This window comes from Bordetella petrii (assembly GCF_017356245.1).
Lineage (GTDB): Bacteria > Pseudomonadota > Gammaproteobacteria > Burkholderiales > Burkholderiaceae_B > Bordetella_A > Bordetella_A petrii_D.
On sequence record NZ_JAFMZZ010000001.1, the window covers coordinates 3,152,696 to 3,170,607 of the forward strand.

Annotated in this window: 16 protein-coding genes; 9 read left to right on the forward strand and 7 right to left on the reverse strand. The window is 67.4% G+C overall.

Annotation, left to right across the window (positions count from 1 at the left end):
• Positions 1-3 precede the first annotated feature (3 nt).
• A complete protein-coding gene (locus tag J2P76_RS15180; protein ID WP_207408520.1) occupies positions 4-2,019 on the reverse strand; it encodes a helix-turn-helix domain-containing protein in 2,016 nt (671 codons plus the stop codon).
• Positions 2,020-2,154: 135 nt separating this feature from the next.
• On the opposite strand from J2P76_RS15180, the gene J2P76_RS15185 reads away from it, so the two are divergent.
• Genes J2P76_RS15185 through J2P76_RS15220 form a run of 8 tightly spaced genes read left to right on the forward strand, consistent with a single transcriptional unit; the run spans position 2,155 to position 9,904 of the window.
• Positions 2,155-2,976 carry an SDR family oxidoreductase gene (locus J2P76_RS15185; protein ID WP_207408521.1) on the forward strand — a complete coding sequence of 274 codons (822 nt, stop codon included), beginning with the start codon at positions 2,155-2,157 and terminating at the stop codon, positions 2,974-2,976.
• 60 nt (positions 2,977-3,036) lie between these two features.
• Complete coding sequence (locus tag J2P76_RS15190; protein ID WP_207408522.1) at positions 3,037-4,284, forward strand: branched-chain amino acid ABC transporter substrate-binding protein; 1,248 nt, start codon at positions 3,037-3,039, stop codon at positions 4,282-4,284.
• An 11-nt stretch (positions 4,285-4,295) separates the two neighbouring features.
• Positions 4,296-5,237, forward strand: coding sequence for a branched-chain amino acid ABC transporter permease (locus J2P76_RS15195; protein ID WP_207408523.1), 942 nt, complete (start codon positions 4,296-4,298; stop codon positions 5,235-5,237).
• A gap of 4 nt (positions 5,238-5,241) precedes the next feature.
• On the forward strand, positions 5,242-6,522 hold the full coding sequence (locus J2P76_RS15200) for a branched-chain amino acid ABC transporter permease (RefSeq protein WP_207408524.1): 1,281 nt from the start codon (positions 5,242-5,244) through the stop codon (positions 6,520-6,522).
• A complete protein-coding gene (locus J2P76_RS15205; RefSeq protein ID WP_207408525.1) occupies positions 6,519-7,274 on the forward strand; it encodes an ABC transporter ATP-binding protein in 756 nt (251 codons plus the stop codon). The genes J2P76_RS15200 and J2P76_RS15205 overlap by 4 nt, the downstream gene beginning before the upstream one ends.
• A complete protein-coding gene (locus J2P76_RS15210) occupies positions 7,271-7,996 on the forward strand; it encodes an ABC transporter ATP-binding protein (protein ID WP_207408526.1) in 726 nt (241 codons plus the stop codon). The genes J2P76_RS15205 and J2P76_RS15210 overlap by 4 nt, the downstream gene beginning before the upstream one ends.
• A gap of 38 nt (positions 7,997-8,034) precedes the next feature.
• The gene (locus tag J2P76_RS15215; protein WP_207408527.1) at positions 8,035-8,976 is read left to right on the forward strand and encodes a 3-keto-5-aminohexanoate cleavage protein; all 942 of its coding nucleotides are present in this window, start codon (positions 8,035-8,037) and stop codon (positions 8,974-8,976) included.
• 28 nt (positions 8,977-9,004) lie between these two features.
• Positions 9,005-9,904 carry an SDR family NAD(P)-dependent oxidoreductase gene (locus tag J2P76_RS15220; protein ID WP_207408528.1) on the forward strand — a complete coding sequence of 300 codons (900 nt, stop codon included), beginning with the start codon at positions 9,005-9,007 and terminating at the stop codon, positions 9,902-9,904.
• Between the two features lie 32 nt (positions 9,905-9,936).
• Here J2P76_RS15220 and J2P76_RS15225 read toward each other — a convergent pair whose 3' ends face one another.
• The 5 genes from J2P76_RS15225 to argH form a co-directional block, all read right to left on the reverse strand.
• On the reverse strand, positions 9,937-10,953 hold the full coding sequence (locus tag J2P76_RS15225) for a succinylglutamate desuccinylase/aspartoacylase domain-containing protein (RefSeq protein ID WP_207408529.1): 1,017 nt from the start codon (positions 10,951-10,953) through the stop codon (positions 9,937-9,939).
• A gap of 25 nt (positions 10,954-10,978) precedes the next feature.
• Entirely contained in the window at positions 10,979-11,971 is a 993-nt protein-coding gene (locus J2P76_RS15230; protein ID WP_207408530.1) for a Bug family tripartite tricarboxylate transporter substrate binding protein, read from the reverse strand.
• A gap of 133 nt (positions 11,972-12,104) precedes the next feature.
• Positions 12,105-13,019 (reverse strand): LysR family transcriptional regulator, encoded by a 915-nt coding sequence (locus J2P76_RS15235; protein ID WP_207408531.1) that lies wholly within the window; start codon positions 13,017-13,019, stop codon positions 12,105-12,107.
• A 28-nt stretch (positions 13,020-13,047) separates the two neighbouring features.
• Positions 13,048-14,010 carry a Bug family tripartite tricarboxylate transporter substrate binding protein gene (locus J2P76_RS15240; protein ID WP_207408532.1) on the reverse strand — a complete coding sequence of 321 codons (963 nt, stop codon included), beginning with the start codon at positions 14,008-14,010 and terminating at the stop codon, positions 13,048-13,050.
• 24 nt (positions 14,011-14,034) lie between these two features.
• Positions 14,035-15,567 (reverse strand): argininosuccinate lyase, encoded by a 1,533-nt coding sequence (argH, locus tag J2P76_RS15245; RefSeq protein ID WP_207408533.1) that lies wholly within the window; start codon positions 15,565-15,567, stop codon positions 14,035-14,037.
• Positions 15,568-15,695: 128 nt separating this feature from the next.
• Here argH and J2P76_RS15250 point away from each other — a divergent pair, with 128 nt between their 5' ends.
• On the forward strand, positions 15,696-16,601 hold the full coding sequence (locus J2P76_RS15250; protein ID WP_207408534.1) for a LysR substrate-binding domain-containing protein: 906 nt from the start codon (positions 15,696-15,698) through the stop codon (positions 16,599-16,601).
• Here the strand turns inward: J2P76_RS15250 and J2P76_RS15255 are convergent.
• The gene (locus tag J2P76_RS15255; RefSeq protein WP_207408535.1) at positions 16,596-17,912 is read right to left on the reverse strand and encodes an APC family permease; all 1,317 of its coding nucleotides are present in this window, start codon (positions 17,910-17,912) and stop codon (positions 16,596-16,598) included. The genes J2P76_RS15250 and J2P76_RS15255 overlap by 6 nt on opposite strands.

Consider the following 17,912-nt stretch of genomic DNA (forward strand, 5'->3'; position numbering starts at 1 on the left):
TACCTACCGGGCCCCGGCGTCGGCAGGCGGGATACTGGCCACCCCGATGCTCCACAACCGCAAGGCGACATGGATCTCCAGGGCGCGCCGGGCATCGCCCCAATGGCCGATCAGCGCCTCGGCGCTCGCCAGCCGCTGCCGCGCCGTGTTCACATGAATGCCCAGCCGCTGCGCGGTGACCGAGGCGTTCTGGTGGTTGTCGAAGTACGCCAGCAGGGTGGCCGCCAGGTCTGATCCGCGCTTGCGGTCATGAGCCACCACGGCGCCGATCGCCGCATCCAGGAACAGGTTCAGGCTGGCGCGGTCCTGGGTTTCGAACAGCGCGGAATACAGCGCCATTTCGTTCTGGCCGACTATGCGCCCGTGCATGCCCAGCCGCCCCACCACGGGCAGCGCGCGGCGCAGCGATGCGTACAGGCCCGGCATTTCCGCCGCGCTGTGCACGGGACGCGACAGCACGCCCCGGTATGCGCCGCCCAGCTCGCGGCGGGCAAAATCGCCGAAGGCCTCCAGCAATTGCTGGGCGCGGGTCGCGCCGCACACGAAGGCCAGCACGCCGTCCACCTCGTCCAGCACCAGTTCCGGCCAGGCGAACAGCGCGCGCAGGCGCCGCGCCAGGAACGCCGGCCCCGGCTGGTCCGGCTCGACCAGCATCAGCGACATGGGCTGGGCAATGTCCAGCCCGAAGCGCTCCGCGCGATCGCGCGCCAGCGCGGGCTCGCCCTGCCGGGGCGAGATCAGCGACTGCAGGAACTCGGAAATATCGCGGCTTCTGTTCGCTTCCATGCGCTCTTGCGAAAGCAGCACGATGCCGATCACGCTGGAACTTCTTTCGAAGGTGCGGATCGAGATGTCGCGCATGTCTTCATGCCGGAACAGCAGCACCGAGCCCAGCACGCCGCCGCCGCCCATCACCGCCGTGGCGCGGCACAGTTCGCCGCCGCTGGCGTAGGCGATGGTCGAGCGGCCGGCCCGCCGGCTGTCGCCCAGGGCCTGCGTCAGCGCCGCGCTGTGGGGGCCGTGCGGCGCGTAGGCGTCGGCCGCGCCGCCGCTGTAGCCCGTTGCGGCGCCCCGCCCCACCACATGGTGCATCTCGTCCAGCACCAGGATGCTGCCCTGCAGCAGCTGCGCAATCGACTGGCACAGCTCGCCCAGCGACGCCCCCCGGGCCAGCAGCAGGGTCAGGCGTTCGTGGGCCTCTACCGCGCTTTGCACATCGCGCGCATGCTGCTCGAGCTCGGCGCGCGCGTGGTCGGCCTTTTCCAGGGCCGCCTGTGCGTCGGCGAAGGCCTGGGCATTGTTGATCGCCACCGCCGCGTGCGTGGCCAGCGTGCACAAGATGGATATGTTCAGCGCCGTATGGGTGCGATGGTAGCGGTCGGCCACGAACAGCAGGCCGATCACGGTGTCGTCCCAGATCAGGGGCGCGCCCACCAGCGCCGCCACCCCTTCGTCGCGGAAGATGTCGTCCAGCTCGGGATCGTGGATAAAGCGGTTGTCGTGCAGGTAGTCCGGCGTAGAAAACGGCAGGCGGGTCGACATCACGACCCCGGCCACGCCGCGCTTGCGTTGCGCCGTCATCCTGCCGGTGCGCTCGACGATGGCGCCTTCGGCCACCACCACCCTGAACTCGCTGCCATCGGCGTCGTAGATGGTCAGCCAGCACAGGTGCGCGCGCAGCAGGTCGCGGGCGCGGGTGACGATGGCCTTCAGCAGCTCGGACAAGTCCAGGCGGCCGGCCAGGTCCTGCGCCGACTCGATCACCGCCAGCATGCCGCGTTCGCGCTGCTCGTGCTGTTCAAGGCGGTTGCGCAGGGCCATGGCCATGCGCGCCAGCTCGACCAGGCCGTTCTTGTGCGCCAGGCCGTCGGGCAAGGCTTCCAGGTCGGCCAGCCGCGCCGCGAAATCGCCGATGGGCGCATTGCCGTGCAGCAGGCCCACCAGGTCGGCGGCAACCGTTTCAGCGTCCGGGCCGGCCACGCCGGCGGGGTGTTTCTTGCGTGCGGAAGAAAGCGGCATGAGATTTCCGGCAGCGGCCAGGCCAGGTTGCGGGCAGGCGCAGGGCCAGCACAGTGCGAACATCATATCAACAAGGGCTAGCCTATGTGCACATTGCACATAGATTTAGCCGCCCCGGTCCGTGACACTCTCGGTATGCCCATGACAGGATACCAACAGGTGCACAACAGCCTTATCGACACGCTGCGGCCCGCCCCCGGCCTGCGCGTTCTGGTCACCGCCGGGGCGTCCGGCATCGGCGCCGCCGTGGCGCGCGCCCTGCGCGAGACGGGCGCCCGCGTACATGTGTGCGACATCGACCGCGCCGCGCTGGACCGGCTGACCGCCGAAACACCGGAAATCACCACCAGCATGGCCGATGCCTCGGTGCCCGGGGATGTGGATACCGTGTTCGCCGATGTGCAGAACAGCCTGGGCGGGCTGGACGTGCTGGTGAACAACGTCGGCATCGCCGGGCCCACCGGCCCTGTCGAACACCTGCAGCGCGGCGACTGGGAACGCACCATCGACGTGAACCTGAACAGCCACTTTTATTTCGCCAGCCGCGCGGTGCCGCTATTGAAGGCATCCGGCAACAACCCCTGCCTGATCGCCATGAGCTCGGTGGCCGGCCGGCTGGGCTACGCGCTGCGCACTCCCTACGCCTCGACCAAGTGGGCCATCGTGGGTTTCGTGAAATCGCTGGCGATCGAGCTGGGGCCGCACGGCGTGCGCGTCAACGCCATTCTGCCCGGCACTGTGGAGGGCGAGCGCATGGACGGCGTCATCGGCGCGCGCGCCGCGGCCGCCGGCGTGCCGGTGCAGGCCATGCGCGACGAGTACCTGCGCAAGATCTCGCTGCGCCGCATGGTCACGGCCGACGACATCGCGGCCACGGCGCTGTTCCTGTGCTCGCCGGCGGCGCGCAACATCACGGGACAGGCCATCAGCGTGGACGGCAACATCGAATATCTATAAGTACTCGGCGCCGGCCCGGCCGGCTCGTTCCATGGCAGCTTAAAAAAACAGGAGACAGGCATGAACAAGCTCAACCTTTCCGCCATCACCGTCGCGTCCGCGCTGGGGGCATTCTGCGCCATGCCCGCTTCGGCGGCGCCGGTCAAGATCGGCCTGGTGGAAACCCTTTCGGGCCCGCAGGCGTCTTCGGGCCAGGCGTATCGCACCGCCGTACGCTACGTGGTCGACCAGATCAACGCGGCCGGCGGCTGGAACGGCGAGCCGGTGCAACTGCTTGAATACGACAACCAGGGCGGCCCGGCGGGCGCGGCCGACAAGCTCAAGGCGGCCGCCGCCGACGGCGTGCAGATCGTCGTGCAGGGCGCCTCGTCGGCCATCGGCGGGCAAATTACCGAAGACATCCGCAAGCACAACCTGCGCAACCCCGGCAAAGAGATGGTCTACATCAACATGGGCGCCGAGGCGCTGGAACTCACCGGCGAAAAGTGCAACTTCTACCATTTCCGCTTCGCCGGCAACGCCCAGGTGCGCACCAGGGCGCTGGTCGAAGGCATGAAAAAGGCCGGCGCGCTGGGCGGCAAGGTGTATTCCATCAACCAGAACTATTCCTGGGGCCAGGACATGCAGCAGGCCATCATCGACAACCAGAAGCCCGGCGGCTACACGGTGGTGGAAAAGACCCTGCACGACGTGAACAAGATCCAGGACTTTTCCCCCTACGTCGCGAAAATCGCCGCTTCGGGCGCCGACACCGTCATTACGGGCAACTGGTCCAACGACCTGCTGCTGCTGATGAAGGCCTCGAAGGCCGCCGGCCTGAAAGCGCGCTATGGCACGGTGTACCTGGACCAGCCGGGCAATCTGGCCAACGCGGGCGACCTGGCCGAGGGCAATTTCGTCGTGCATACCTTCAACGCCGAGGCGGGCGGCCCCGACGCCGAACAGTTCGTGCAGGACTACCAGGCCAAGACCGGCCACATGCCGGTGTTCATCGAGCCGCAGACGGTCTATGGCATGAAGATGGTGGCCGACGCACTCAAGCGCACCCCGCCCGCCAACGGCGCGCTGAGCGTCAACGCGCTGGCCCAGGCTCTTGAAACCGCGCGCATCCAGACCCCCATGGGCGAAATGAGCATGCGCGCGGCAGATCACCAGGCGCAGCTGCCGATGGTGGTGTCCACGGTGTCGCGCGATGCCCGGCACAAGGTCGACCGCACCGACATGGGCTTCAAGCCGGTGCTGCTGCTGACGGCCCAGCAGGCCTCCACGCCCGCGCAGGCCAGCTGCAAGATGAAGCGGCCCGGTTGAGCTGCAGCGCCATGGAACAGCTTCTTTTCTCGCTGATGAACGGCATCATCTACGGACTGCTGCTGTTCATGGTGTCGGCCGGCCTGACGCTGATCTTCGGCATGATGGGCGTGCTGAACTTCGCGCATGCGTCGTTCTATATGCTGGGCGCCTATTTTGCCTACACGCTGCAGGGCGTGGCCGGGTTCTGGCCCGCCGTGATCGCCGCGCCGCTGCTGGTGGGGCTGATCGGGGTGGTGGTGGAACGCTGCTTCCTGCGCCGCGTGCACCGCCATGGCCACGCGCACGAGCTGCTGCTGACTTTCGGCCTGTCGTTCATCATCGCCGAGTCCATCAAGCTGTTCTACGGCAATTATCCGGTCGACTACCGTGTGCCGGCGTCGCTGGATTTTTCCGCGTTCAGCATCGGCAGCACCCAGTATCCGTTCTACCGGCTGCTGATGGGCGGCATCGCCATCGCGATGTTCATCGCCATCTACCTGATGCTGACCCGCACGCGCGTGGGCATCGTGGTGCGCTCGGCGATACACCGGCCCAGCATGGCCGAGGCGCTGGGGCACAACGTGCCGCTGGTATTCATGGGCGTGTTCGGCGTGGGCGCCGCGCTGGCGGGGCTGGCAGGCGCCGTGGCCGGCGCCTTCTACACCACCAATCCCAACATGGCGCTGGAACTGGGCGTGATGGTGTTCGTGGTGGTGGTGGTCGGCGGGCTGGGCTCGCTGGCCGGGGCGATGCTGGCGTCGCTGCTGATCGGCGTCATCACCTCGCTGGCCGTCGCGGTCGACGCCAGCCTGGCCGACCTGTTCGCGCTGTTCGGCGCCGGTGAATGGGCCCGCGGCATAGGCGGGCTGATGACCCTGAATCTTTCCAGTCTGGCCGCCACGCTGCCCTTCGCGCTGATGCTGCTGGTCCTGCTGGTGCGGCCCGGCGGCCTGCTGGGCGAAAACGGTTGAAATCATGCGAAAGACCCTGATCACCTGCCTGGCGGGCGCCGCGCTGCTGGCGGCGCTGCCGTTCCTGCTGTCGCAGGGCCTGCTCAATGCGGCCATCCAGATGCTGATCGCCGCCCTGTTCGCCAGCGCCTACAACCTGCTGTGCGGGCAGGCCGGCATGCTGTCTTTCGGCCATGCGGCCTACTTCGGCGTGGGCGCCTTCGCCACTGTGCATGCCATGAACGCGGTGGGCGGCGCGGGCCTGCTGCCCACGCCCCTGATGCCCCTGGCCGGCGCGCTGGGCGGGTTGGTGTTCGGCGCCATCGCGGGCTGGTTCGCCACCCAGCGCAGCGGCACCTATTTCGCCATGATCACGCTGGCCATCGCGGAACTCGTCCATTCGCTGGCGCCGCACCTGAAGGGCGTCTTCGGCGGCGAGGCGGGCATTTCGACCATGCGCATGCCCGCCTGGGGCTTCGACTTCGGCTCGACCACCCAGGTGTATTACCTGACGCTGGCCTGGGTGCTGATGGCCATGGCACTGCTTTACCTGTACACGCGCACGCCCCTGGGCAGGCTGACGCTGGGGCTGCGCGAAAACAGCCACCGGCTGAAATTCCTGGGCTACAACGTGCACGGCCTCGGCACCCTGGTGTTCGCCATTTCGGCCATGTTCTCCGGCATGGCCGGCGGCCTGCAGGTGCTGTCCAACGAGTCGGCCAACTACGTCGTGTTCGACCCGTCGCTGTCGGCCGCCGCGGTGCTCAATACCTATATCGGCGGGGTGCAGGTTTTTCTGGGGCCGGCGTTCGGCGCGGCGCTGATGACTTTCTTCGGATACGCCATTTCGGACCTGACCCGCTCCTGGCTGCTTTACCAGGGCATCCTGTTCGTGCTGGTCATGATGTTCCTGCCCACCGGCCTGACCGGGCTCATCGCCATCACCGGGCGCCTGCGCGAACGCCACGCCCTGGGCCGGCTGATCCCGCTGTTCCTGATGGCCGCCGCCTGCGCCGTGCTGGCGGGCGCCGGCACGGTGTTCACCATCGAGCTGCTGCAGCGCCTGTTCTCGCAGGAATACCGCGCGCTGATGCAGGCCGGCGCGGGCGGCCCCTGGCCTGCCGTCGCGCTGTTCGACCGCTCGTGGCAACCCGGCTCGCCCGCCACCTGGGGTGTGCCGCTGCTGCTGTTCGGCGCGGCCGCGCTGCTGTACTGGCGCTGCCGCCAGATGCTGAACGCGCTGGCCGATGGCGAACCGGCGCCTTCCGGGCCGCCGCCGGCGCAACACAGCGAGGAATCGGCATGAGCGACCCCATCCTGGCCCTGCACGAACTGCGCAAATCGTTCGGCCCCACCGACATCATCCGCGGCGTCGACCTGCAGGTGCGCGCCGGCGAGCGGCACGCGCTGATCGGCCCCAACGGCGCCGGCAAGTCCACGCTGTTCCACCTGGTGTCCGGCCAGCTGGCGCCCAGCTCCGGCGCCATCCGCTTCGAAGGCCGCGAGATCGGCGGCCGCACGCCGCAGGCGATCAACCGCCGCGGGCTGGCGCGCTCGTTCCAGATCACCAATATCTTTCCCAGGCTGAGCACCTACGAAAACGTGCGCCTGGCCGTGATGCGCGCGCATGGCCTGCAATATGCATTCTGGAAGTTCATCGACCGCGACCGCCGCATCCGCGAAGAAACCGGCAGGCTGCTCGAGCTGGTGCGCCTGGCGGCGAAGGCGGGCTCGGTGGCCGGCGAAATGGCGTATTCCGAGCAGCGCTCGCTGGAAATCGCCATGACGCTCGCCTCGGATCCCCGGCTGATCCTGCTGGACGAGCCCATGGCCGGCATGTCGCATGACGAAACCGAGTACACCGCGCAGCTGATCCGCGAGATTTCAGCGGGGCGCACGCTGATGATTGTCGAGCACGACATGGACGTCGTGTTTTCCCTCAGCGACCGCATCAGCGTCCTGGTCTACGGCCAGGTCATCGCCACCGGAACCCCTGCGGAAATCCGCGCCCACGCGGGTGTCCGCGAGGCCTACCTGGGCGACGAGGCCACCCCATGAACACAACCGCCGACACCCCCCTGCTGGGCGTGGAAAACCTGCACGCCCACTACGGAAAAAGCCATGTGCTGCACGGCGTGGACCTGCGGGTCGGGCGCGACGAAGTCGTCAGCCTGGTGGGCCGCAACGGCGCGGGGCGTTCGACCACCATGAAGGCCATCATGGGCCTGGTGCCGCCCACTTCGGGCCGCGTGCGCCTGCGCGGGCGCGACCTGGCGGGCGCGCGGCCCTATGCCATCTGCCGCGCCGGCATCGCCTACGTGCCCGAAGAACGCGAGGTCTTCGCCAACCTGACCGTGGACGAAAACCTGCGCATGGGCCAGCAGCCCGCCGCGCCCGGGGCACACCGCTGGACCGTCGAGCAGATGTTCGACTACTTTCCGCGCCTGAAAGAACGCCGCAATACCCGGGCCGGCAGTCTGTCGGGCGGCGAACAGCAGATGCTGACGATCTGCCGCTCGCTGCTGGGCAATCCGCTGGTCATGCTGATCGACGAGCCCACCGAAGGGCTGGCGCCGCGCATCGTGGCCCAGGTCGGCGAATGCATCCAGGACATGCACCGCAAGGGCGTCTCGGTGCTGCTGGTCGAGCAAAAGCTGACGATCGCATTGAAGGTCTCGACGCGCGTCTGCGTCATGGGACACGGCCGCATCGTCTTCGAAGGCAGCCCGCGCGAACTGAGCTCGAACGAGGCCCTGGTGGCCCAATGGCTGGCCGTGTAGGCGGCCCGCCCCTTTACCCGTCATCGACGAGATCCGACATGCCAAACCGACAAGACAAGGTCATTATCAGCTGCGCCGTCACGGGGTCGGTCCACACGCCGACCATGTCCGCGCACCTGCCCCTGACGCCCGCGCAGATCGCCGAGCAGGCCATCCAGGCCGCCGAGGCCGGCGCCGCCATCCTGCACCTGCACGCGCGCGACCCGCGCGATGGCCGCCCCACGGCGGATCCGGCCGTATTCGATGAATTCGTCCCGCGCATCCGCGACGCGACCGATGCCGTCATCAACATCACCACCGGCGGCAGCACCCGCATGACGCTGGAAGAACGGCTGGCCTACCCGCTGCGCGCCAGGCCCGAGATGTGCTCGCTGAACATGGGTTCGATGAATTTTTCCATCCATCCCGCGGCGCGGCGCATTTCCGAATGGCGGCACGACTGGGAAAAGCCGTACATAGAAGGCATGGAAGACCTCATCTTCCGCAACACCTTCCGCGACATCCGGCACATTCTGAAGGTGCTGGGCGAAGAATGCGGCACGCGCTTCGAGTTCGAGTGCTACGACATGGGCCACCTGTACAACCTGGCCCACTTCGTCGATGAAGGGCTGGTCAAGGGGCCGCTGTTCATCCAGAACATCTTCGGCATCCTGGGCGCCATGGGGCCCGACCCGGAAAACCTGGTGGCCATGAAAACCACCGCCGACCGCCTGTTCGGCCGCGACGGCTACCGCTTTTCGGTGCTGGGCGCGGGCCGGCACCAGATGCCGCTGGTGACCATGGGCGCCATCCTGGGCGGCAGCGTGCGCGTGGGGCTGGAAGACAGCCTGTACCTGGCCAGGGGACAACTGGCAAAATCATGTGCCGAACAAGTCAGCAAGATACGCCGCATCCTGGGCGAGCTTTCGCTGGACATCGCCACGCCCGACGAAGCGCGGGCCATGCTGGGCCTCAAGGGACGCGACGCCGTGGCGTTCTGAACCGGGCCGTTTTCCACCTGGAGTATTCATGAAGAAGTCTTTGCAGGATCGCGTCGCCATCGTCACGGGCGCCGGCGCCGGACTGGGCCGGGCGCACGCCCTGGAACTCGCCCGCCACGGTGCGCGCGTGGTGGTCAACGACGTGGCCGGCGCGCACGCCGGTTCGCCGGCCAGCGCGGTGGCCGATGAAATCGTGCGCAATGGCGGCAGCGCCCTGGCCGCGGCCGGCGACGTCACCGACTACGCCGCCATGCAGGCCCTGGTGGGCCGGGCAATGGACGAATGGCAGCGCGTCGACATCCTGGTCAACAACGCCGGCATTCTGCGCGACAAAAGCTTTTCCAAGATGACGCTGGACGATTTCCGCCAGGTGCTCGACGTGCACCTGATGGGCAGCGTGCACTGCGTCAAGGCGGCCTGGGAAATCATGCGCGAACAACGTTACGGCCGCATCGTGATGACCACCTCGTCGTCCGGCCTGTATGGCAATTTCGGGCAATCGAATTACAGCGCCGCCAAGATGGCCCTGGTGGGCCTGATGCAGACCCTGGCGCTGGAAGGCGCCAAGTACGACATCCGGGTCAATTGCCTGGCTCCCACGGCCGCCACGGCCATGACCGAAGGCCTGCTGCTGCCCGAGGCCCTGGAACGCCTGGCGCCGGCCGCCGTCAGCCCGGCCCTGGTCGCGCTGGTGGGCGAAGACGCCCCCACCCGCTGCATTCTGCTGGCGGGCGCGGGCGGCGTCGAAAGCGCCAACATCACCATGACGCGCGGCATCTTCGTCGAGCCCGGCGCGGATGCCGCGCAGCAGATCCACGCGCGCATGGACGAAATCCGCGACCGCGCCGGCGAACTCGTGCCCGGCACCGGCTTCGAACAATGCCAGTTCGAACTGGCCAAGGCGGGCTTCGACATGCCGCTGCCCTGACCCGGCGCCCGCGGCCCGCGCAAGCCCGCCCTTCAGCCGGCGTACTCGCGCGCCAGCCGCACCACCGTCACGCCCGGCTTGAGCTGCCGCAGCGACGGCATGATCAACGTGCAGTTGTCGTAAGGCGTGACGATGGGCGCATCGTCCGCCCAGCCGATCAGCGATCCGGCCCGGGCCAGCGTCTCCAGCCCCTGCCAGGGCTGCGCGAAGCGCAGGTTCATCGACGGCGCCACCACGGCGTCGGTCACTTCCAGCACGCGCTGCGGGCCGGCATCCCCTGCGCCTGGCGCCTCGCAGCAGGTGTCAGACACCCTCTGGGTGTCTGACACCTGGTTCGGTTGAGAACCCGGCAGCAACCAGCCGGCCGGCAGGTCGGCCGCGTCGATCACGGCCGACTCGGCCAGCATGCGCGCCACCATGTCGCGCGCCACCAGACGCGCGGCCGGGTCTCCGTGGAAACCGCATTCAATCAGCAGCGCGCGGGCATCGGCCTGGCCCGGGTCGCCGAAGCGGCCATAGTCGCGCATGCGCACCCCGTCTTTGTGGCCCGCGTCCACGATGACATGCCGGGGCGCGCCCAGCCGGCGCGCCAGCGCGATATTGCGCGGCAGCATGCCGGTCAGCAGCAGCGGCGCGCCGGGCTCGTGCATCGAATGCAGATCCAGCAGCCAGTCGGCCCGTTCCACCCACGGGCGCAGCGCGGCGCCGCGGCGGCGCTCGCAAGAGACGGCGTCGTCCAGCCGCGCCGCGCTCCAGACGCGGTTCAGGTCTTCGTCGACAAAGCGCGACGCGTCGTGGCGGGCCGGGTCGAAGCGGTCGAAGGCCGCCAGGTTGCAGAAGGCCAGCGTCAGGCTGCCGCGGCGCGGCCGCAGGCCCGACGCCAGCAGGTCCTTCAGCGCCCAGGCGCCGCACAGTTCGTTGCCGTGCACCAGGGCTGTCACCATCAGCGCCCGCCCCGGCGCCCCGGAATCGAAATGCCAGACGCCTGGCGTACTGGTGTTGCCCGCGCGTTCGGCCGACAGGTCCGGGGCGGAAAGCTGGAATTGCATGCTGCGTGGTTCCTTGTGCTGCGGGTTACTGCGCCTGGATCTTCGCGGCCTTGACCAGCGCGCCGTATTTCTTGGTTTCGCTGGCCTGATAGGCCACCGGGTCCACGCCGGGCTGGGCCAGCACGCCGCCGGCCTGCTGCAGCTTGGCGCGGAACTGCTCCGATTTCAGCGTTTCGGCCAGCGCGCCACGCAGCTTGGCGGCCACTGGCCCGGGCAGGCCCGCCGGGCCGTACAGGGCGAACCAGACGTTGATGTCCACGCCCTCGAAGCCCGAGGTCTCGGCCAGGGCGGGAATATCCGGGGCGGCGGGCGAACGCTGCTTTTCGGTCACGCCCAGCGCCACCACCTTGCCGCCGCGCACCTGCGGCAGGCCCGACGACAGGACCAGCACGCCGTAGTCGAGCTGGCCGCTCATCAGGTCGGTAACCATCGGGGCCACGCCACGGTAAGGCACGTGCGCGGCGCGCGTGCCGGTGGACTGGTTGACCATCTCGCCCGCCAGGTGCAGGGCCGTGCCCACGCCCGACGAGCCGAAGTTGAACGTGCCGGGCTGCTCGGCCCGCAGCTTCTGCAGGTACTGCGCGGCCGTGGTCACACCCGACGCCTTGCTGGCGGCCAGCAGCATCGGCTGCGAGGCGATCACGCCCAGCGCGGTGAAATCCTTGGCGCCGTCATACTTGACGGCCGGGTTGACCATGCGGGCAATGACCATTTCGTTGGTCGACCCCAGCAGCAGCGTATAGCCGTCCGGCTCGGCGCGCGCCACGCGCTGCGCGCCGATAGTCCCGCCGGCCCCGCCCACGTTTTCGATCACCACGCTCTGCCCCAGGCGCTTGGCCAGCTCTTCGCCGAACAGGCGGGCGGTCAGGTCGACGCTGCCGCCCGCCGGGTAACCCACCACCAGCGAAATGGAACGCTCGGGGTAATCGGCCGCCGCGGGCGCGGCGGCGCCGCAGGCAACAACAGAACAAAGTGCGAACATGGCGCCGCGCAGCGGCCGCGATATGGTTTTTTTCATGATGTCTCCCTTGGGTGCTGTGATGGACGGCGTGCCCGTCTCGTTGGAATATCGGTCGATATTTTCCGGCACCACATGGGGCACAATGTGCCAAGGCAGCACATTGCCGTGCTTATTCAGCACAAATCAGACATCAGCCCGCCCGGCTGGCCGTCACTTCCCAGGCCGCCTCGGCCAGGTCCGCCAGCCGCGCCCGCGAACGGTACAGGCGCACCTCGAAAGAGATTTCCTCGCTGCGCCCGCCCAGCGCCGCCAGCGTGCCGCGGCGGCAGTCCCCAGCCACCATCGACCAGGGCAGCCAGGCCACGCCCAGGCCCTTGAGCACCAGGCCGTGGGCGGCATCCAGGGAATCGATGCGCAGGAAAGGCGCCAGCGCATAGGGCATGGCTTCCAGGCGGTCGCCGACGATGCGCTCCATCGACAGCCCGCCGGCATAGGTCAGCAGCGGCACTCCGGGGCCGGCTTCGCGCAGCGCATAACGGGGCCGGCCGCGCGTGTCCGCCTGGCTGACCGGCACCAGCTTGTCAGTACCCAGCGTCATGTAGCGGTAGCGTTCCGGGCTGAGCTGCACCGATAGCGCCGGGTGTTCATAGCAGCACAGCAGGTCGATCCGGCCCTGCTCCATCCGGGCGACCAGGTCCTGCATCATGCCGGTGCTGAGCTCGACCTGCGCGCCTTCGGCCAGCACCTTCGGGCTGCGGTGCCGCAGACGGGCGATCCAGTCGGCCACCAGCGTGCGCGCCAGGCTGCGGCCGGTGGCAATGCGCAGCACGGACTCGCCGGCCGCGCCCGAGCGGCGGATCCGGTGGCGCACCTGCTCCATCCGCTCGACCACCTGCGCCGCCGTCTTGAGCAGCGCCTCGCCCTGCGGCGTCAGGATGACGGGGGCCCGCTGGCGCTCCACCAGCGGCGTGCCGGCCCAGGCTTCCAGCGCCCGGATGCGCCGGCCGAACGCCGGATGGGTAACGTGGCGCAGCTCGGCCGCGCGCACAAAGCTGCCGGTCCGCGCCAGCGCGATCAGATCTTCCAGAAGTTTCAGGTCGGCCATGACCCGGCAGCTTACGCCATTCCGGGTTCTAGTTGGTTTGAATGTTCGCGCCCTTGATGATGTCCGTCCAGCGGGCGGTTTCTTTGCTGGAAAGTTCCATCAGATCTTGCGCTGTTCCGGGATAGGGCATCGCGCCCAGCTCGGCCAGCTGCTTGATCATCGGCTTCTCTTTTGCGATGCCGATGACCGTGTCCTGCAGCTTCCTGATCACGTCGGAAGGGGTGCCCGCGGGCGCCATGACCCCATACCATGACTCGACGACCGCGTCTTTCACGCCGGCTTCGGCCAGCGTGGGCACATCGGGAATGGCCGGGCTGCGCTGGTCGCTGGCGATCGCCAGCACGCGGACCTTGCCGGGCTCGATGTACGGCAGCACGTTCGGCAGGTTGGCGAACAGCACCTGCACCTGGCCCGACAGCAGGTCGGCTGTCGCGGGCCCGGCGCCGCGATACGGCACATGCGAGAACTTGACACCCGACCGGTACATGAACAGCTCGCCGGTCAGGTGATTGACAGAGCCGATGCCGGCCGAGGCCATGTTCAGTTTCCCGGGATTCCGCTTGGCGTACGCAACCAGTTCCGCCACGCTCTTGACCGGCGTATGCACCGAAACCGTCAATACGTTCGGCACGGTGGAAAACAGCGCAACCGGCGCGAAATCCTTGTTGGCGTCGTAAGGCAGCTCTTTGGCCAGCAAAGGCTGGATCGACTGCTGCCCCATCGTCGCCAGCAACAGCGTGTAGCCATCGGCCTGGGCCTTGGCCACCAGGTTCGCGCCGATACTGCCGCCGGCGCCCGGCTTGTTCTCGACAATAACCGGCTGCCCAAGCACCTGCGACATGCGGTCGGCCAGCAGGCGTCCCATCAGGTTCACGGTGCCGCCCGGGGCGAATGGAACGACGATGGTGATGGGTTTTTCAGGGTAGGCCTGGGCATTTGTCCCCAGGCAGATGCCCGCTGCGGCGGCCAGCGCCAAGACGATCTTGAACATGATGAATCTCCTCCGTTTTTATAGTCAGGTTTTCTGCAACGCGGGTTCGCCCGTATCAGACGAGACAAGTGCGCGTATGCGGGTTTGCAGCAGCTCACGGGCGTCGATGGCCTGCCGAGCCGCGATTCCAACAACATCCTTCTTCTGGCCAAGCAACGCCGCCTGCGCCTCGATGCGTTCGAGCACACGGCGTGGCGCCGGCCCGCCCGGCGACTGGCGCGCGGCCACGTTGCGCACGGGATCCAGGCAACTGCCGATGTCGTCGTCCTGCAGCAATATCGGCCGCCCAAGCTGCTGCTCTGCCGCGGACGCGATCATCTGCGGCGTTATCTGCCGGGCCGGCATGCCGCTGTCCAATGCATGCCGGACAACCGCCCCTATGATGTGATGCGCGTCGCGGAACGAAATGTCCGCCTTGCACACCAGCAGGTCCGCCAGATCCGTCACGGTCGAGAAATCCTCGGCGGCGCGGGATGCCATGCGGGCCCGGTTGGGCTCGACTTCCTCCACCAGCAGCTTCATCAGTTCCAGAGACTTCAACGCCTCTTCGCATGCCTCCCAGCAGGTCCGGGTGCTTTCGCGGCTGCTGTCGCCCGAATGGGTGAAATGCGTGGATTTCACAGTGGCAAGGGCAGCCGAAGTCAACCCGATCAAGTGGCCTGTTTTCCCGCGCAGGTACTCCAGCACGGCTGGATTCTTTTTCTGCGGCATGATGCTGGAGGTGCTGGCCACCCGGTCCGGGAACGACAGCAAGCCGAATTCCGGGGTCGACCAAATGTAGAAGTCCTGCACCATGCGGCTGCAGGTAATCATCATGATCGACAGCGCCGCGCTCAGTTCCAGCGCGAAGTCGCGCGATGCGACGCCATCCAGGGCATTCGCGAGCGGCCGGGCAAAGCCCAGCATCGCGCTGGTGGCGTCGCGATCGATGGGAAACGATGTTCCCGCCAGCGCGCACGAACCCAGCGGCGAAGCGTCCGCCGTGTCCATCGCATGCAGGATCCTGTCGATGTCCCGGGACCAGGCATCCACCAGCGCCGAAAGGTAATAGCCGTAAGTGATCGGCTGCGCGGCCTGCATGTGGGTATAGCCCGGCATCGCGCAATCGGCGTACTTGCGGGCCTGCCGCAGCGCGGCTTGCGCCACCCCGACCAGCGCGCCCGCGATGCGGGCCGCGAAATCCCGCGCCCGCAGGCGGTCGATGGTAGCCCCCATATCGTTGCGGCTGCGGGCGGTGTGCAGCCGCCCGCCCACATCTTGCCCGACCAGCTTGATCAGGTGGGCCTCATAGTTGAAGTAGGCCTCTTCCCGCGCGGGATCGAGTTCCACCGCATCAGGGCCGTCCGATTGCATCTTCAGCAAGGCCGTCCCCAGGCGGATCGACACGCTCCGGTCGAGTATGCCCTGCTCATGCAGCATCAGCAGATGCGCGAGATTGATCTGATTCAGCATCTCGAAATTGGCGTAGAACTCGCGATTCAGGCGCGGAAGAAAAACATGCTGGATCACCTCTTTTGCAAGAGGCTGCTTGAGGCGGCTGCTTACTTTGGATTCCATCTCGGCCAGGTAGAAACGTGGAAAACCGTAGTCTCCATCTGCCGCAATTCATGCGTCAAATCAGATTTTTACGCCTATCTATACAATAATGATATGGCAAGGCAATAAGCATTCCAGAGGATTCGCGCATGAACTTCAAACAAGTCGAGGCTTTTCGCGCCGTCATGATGACGCGCTCGATGACCACGGCGGCCGGGCTGCTGCACACCTCGCAGCCGAATGTCAGCCGCTGGATAGCGCTGCTCGAAAAAACCCTGGGGTTCGGCCTGTTCCAGCGCGTCGGCACCAGGCTGATTCCCACGCCAGAGGCAGAGGCGTTCTATGCCGATGTCGAGCGCGCATTCATCGGGCTGGAATCACTGAATGACAGCGCCAGCTCGATCCGCCGCAGAGGCACCGGCCTGCTGCGGGTAGGCGCGGTGGGTTCTATTACCCAATGCGTTCTGCCGGACGCCATTCGCCTGTTCAGGCAGAAATTCTCGGATATCCCCGTGGTGGTCAATACGGGCGGGTCCGACGTCGTGGCCAAGTGGATGGCGACGGGATTCTGCGATATCGGCTTCTGCTCGATCCATACCGACATGCCGAGCTTGCGTTACGAGCGTATCAATACGGCGCATGGCGTCGGCATCGTGGCCGGCTCGCATCGGCTGGCCGCCAGGAAAATCTTGAAACCCGCCGATTTCAACGAAGAAAACTTCATTTCGCTGCCGGCGGGCAGTTTCAACAGGGCGGCGATCGACCGCCATTTTCCCGATGATTCAAGAATTCTCTCGATAGAAACCCCTTATGCCACCACCATCTGCACCATGGTCGGCAAGGGGCTCGGGGTGTCGATCGTCAACCCGGTCGTGTCGCGGGCCTTGCAGGAGCCCGGCCTGCGTGAAATACCCTTCTCTGAAAAAATCGACTTCCACAGCTACGCAGTGACGTCCGATCATTTTCCCGTCAACTCGCTGGCCAGGCGCATGGTGGAATGCGTGCACGAAACTTTCACCACCTTGAACCGCGGCGCCAGGCGTTCCCGCTCATGAAATCGGCCGGCCCGCCCGCCCCCGGGCCTGCCTGGCCCCGGCAATAAGCAGCCCCAGCGCCAGCCACGCCGCGCCGCCCGCCAAACCGGCCGCGCCGCTGGAAACCAGCAGCACCAGCGCCATGATGAAAGCCAGCGGCAGCAGGACCGCGGGCAGCGGCATCTGGAAAGCGGGCGCGGGGCCGCCCTTGCGGCGCAGCTTCAGCAGCACCAGCAGCGGCGCAATAAAGTGCAGCACATACAAAAAGCCGCCGATCGCCGTGGAAATATGCAGGGTGCCGATCAGCGCCACCAGCGCCAGCATGGCCCCGCTGACCAGCACGGCGGCCCAGGGCGCGCCGGTGGCCGGGCTTACCCGCGCCAGGGCCGGCGGCAGCAGCCCGTCGCGCGCCATGGCAAAACTGATGCGCGACGTCACCACCAGCACGGCATTCGCCGTGGCCGCGGTGGTCAGCACGGCCACCAGCGCCACCGCACGGCCCCCCACGGGGCCAAGAAAGGTCCGCGCGGCATCGGCCAGCGGCGCGGCGGACGCGCCGAGTTCGCGCCAGTCCAGCGTGCCCAACGCGGCGCAGGCCACCAGCAAGTACACCACCAGCACGATGGCCAGCGTCAGCAGAATGGCCAGCGGCAGGTTGCGTTCCGGGCGCTCGATTTCTTCTCCGGCCGCGGCCACCATGTCAAAGCCGCCGAAGGCCAGGAAAGCGATCAGCGCGGCGGAAAGTATCCCGGGCAGCCCGTTGGGCATCCAGGGCGTAAAACGGTCCGCCTGCACCGACGGCATGCCCAGCGCGGCAAAGCCCAGCAGCCCCGCCAGCGCCAGCGCGATCACCAGCACCTGCAGTTGCCCCGACAGCCTGACGCCCGCCACATTGACCGCGATGCACACCAGCACCAGCCCGACCGCGCCCCAGGCCGAAGGCAGGCCGGTCAGCGAGGCCAGATACCCGCCGAACCCCAGCGTGACATAGCCGCTGACGAAAATGTAGGCTCCCCAGAACACCCAGCCCATCAGGAACCCCCAGCCGCGCCCCAGCACTTCGCGCACGAACACATAACCGCCGCCCGCCTCCGGATAGCGGCAGGCAAGTTCCGCGTACGGCAGCGCAATCAGCAGGGAAGCGATGAACGCCAGCCCGAACGCCAGCAGCGCGGCCGGGCCGGCCAGAGCGGCCGTGTGGCCGACCAGCACGAAAATGCCTCCGCCGATGGTTCCGCCGACGCCCAGCGCGACGGCGCCGCGCAAGCCCAAGGCCCGGCGCAACTGCGTCCGGGGCTGCGCGGTTTTCTGGCAAGACGCGGGGGTGGCCAT

Coding starts and splice junctions, on each gene's coding strand:
- J2P76_RS15200 (WP_207408524.1), top strand. CDS start 5,242: ATGCGAAAGACCCTGATCACCTGCCTGGCGGGCGCCGCGCTGCTGGCG.
- J2P76_RS15230 (WP_207408530.1), bottom strand. CDS start 11,971: ATGAAAAAAACCATATCGCGGCCGCTGCGCGGCGCCATGTTCGCACTT.
- J2P76_RS15185 (WP_207408521.1), top strand. CDS start 2,155: ATGCCCATGACAGGATACCAACAGGTGCACAACAGCCTTATCGACACG.
- argH (WP_207408533.1), bottom strand. CDS start 15,567: ATGGAATCCAAAGTAAGCAGCCGCCTCAAGCAGCCTCTTGCAAAAGAG.
- J2P76_RS15250 (WP_207408534.1), top strand. CDS start 15,696: ATGAACTTCAAACAAGTCGAGGCTTTTCGCGCCGTCATGATGACGCGC.
- J2P76_RS15180 (WP_207408520.1), bottom strand. CDS start 2,019: ATGCCGCTTTCTTCCGCACGCAAGAAACACCCCGCCGGCGTGGCCGGC.
- J2P76_RS15225 (WP_207408529.1), bottom strand. CDS start 10,953: ATGCAATTCCAGCTTTCCGCCCCGGACCTGTCGGCCGAACGCGCGGGC.
- J2P76_RS15240 (WP_207408532.1), bottom strand. CDS start 14,010: ATGTTCAAGATCGTCTTGGCGCTGGCCGCCGCAGCGGGCATCTGCCTG.
- J2P76_RS15255 (WP_207408535.1), bottom strand. CDS start 17,912: ATGGCCACCCCCGCGTCTTGCCAGAAAACCGCGCAGCCCCGGACGCAG.
- J2P76_RS15215 (WP_207408527.1), top strand. CDS start 8,035: ATGCCAAACCGACAAGACAAGGTCATTATCAGCTGCGCCGTCACGGGG.
- J2P76_RS15235 (WP_207408531.1), bottom strand. CDS start 13,019: ATGGCCGACCTGAAACTTCTGGAAGATCTGATCGCGCTGGCGCGGACC.
- J2P76_RS15195 (WP_207408523.1), top strand. CDS start 4,296: ATGGAACAGCTTCTTTTCTCGCTGATGAACGGCATCATCTACGGACTG.
- J2P76_RS15220 (WP_207408528.1), top strand. CDS start 9,005: ATGAAGAAGTCTTTGCAGGATCGCGTCGCCATCGTCACGGGCGCCGGC.
- J2P76_RS15210 (WP_207408526.1), top strand. CDS start 7,271: ATGAACACAACCGCCGACACCCCCCTGCTGGGCGTGGAAAACCTGCAC.
- J2P76_RS15205 (WP_207408525.1), top strand. CDS start 6,519: ATGAGCGACCCCATCCTGGCCCTGCACGAACTGCGCAAATCGTTCGGC.
- J2P76_RS15190 (WP_207408522.1), top strand. CDS start 3,037: ATGAACAAGCTCAACCTTTCCGCCATCACCGTCGCGTCCGCGCTGGGG.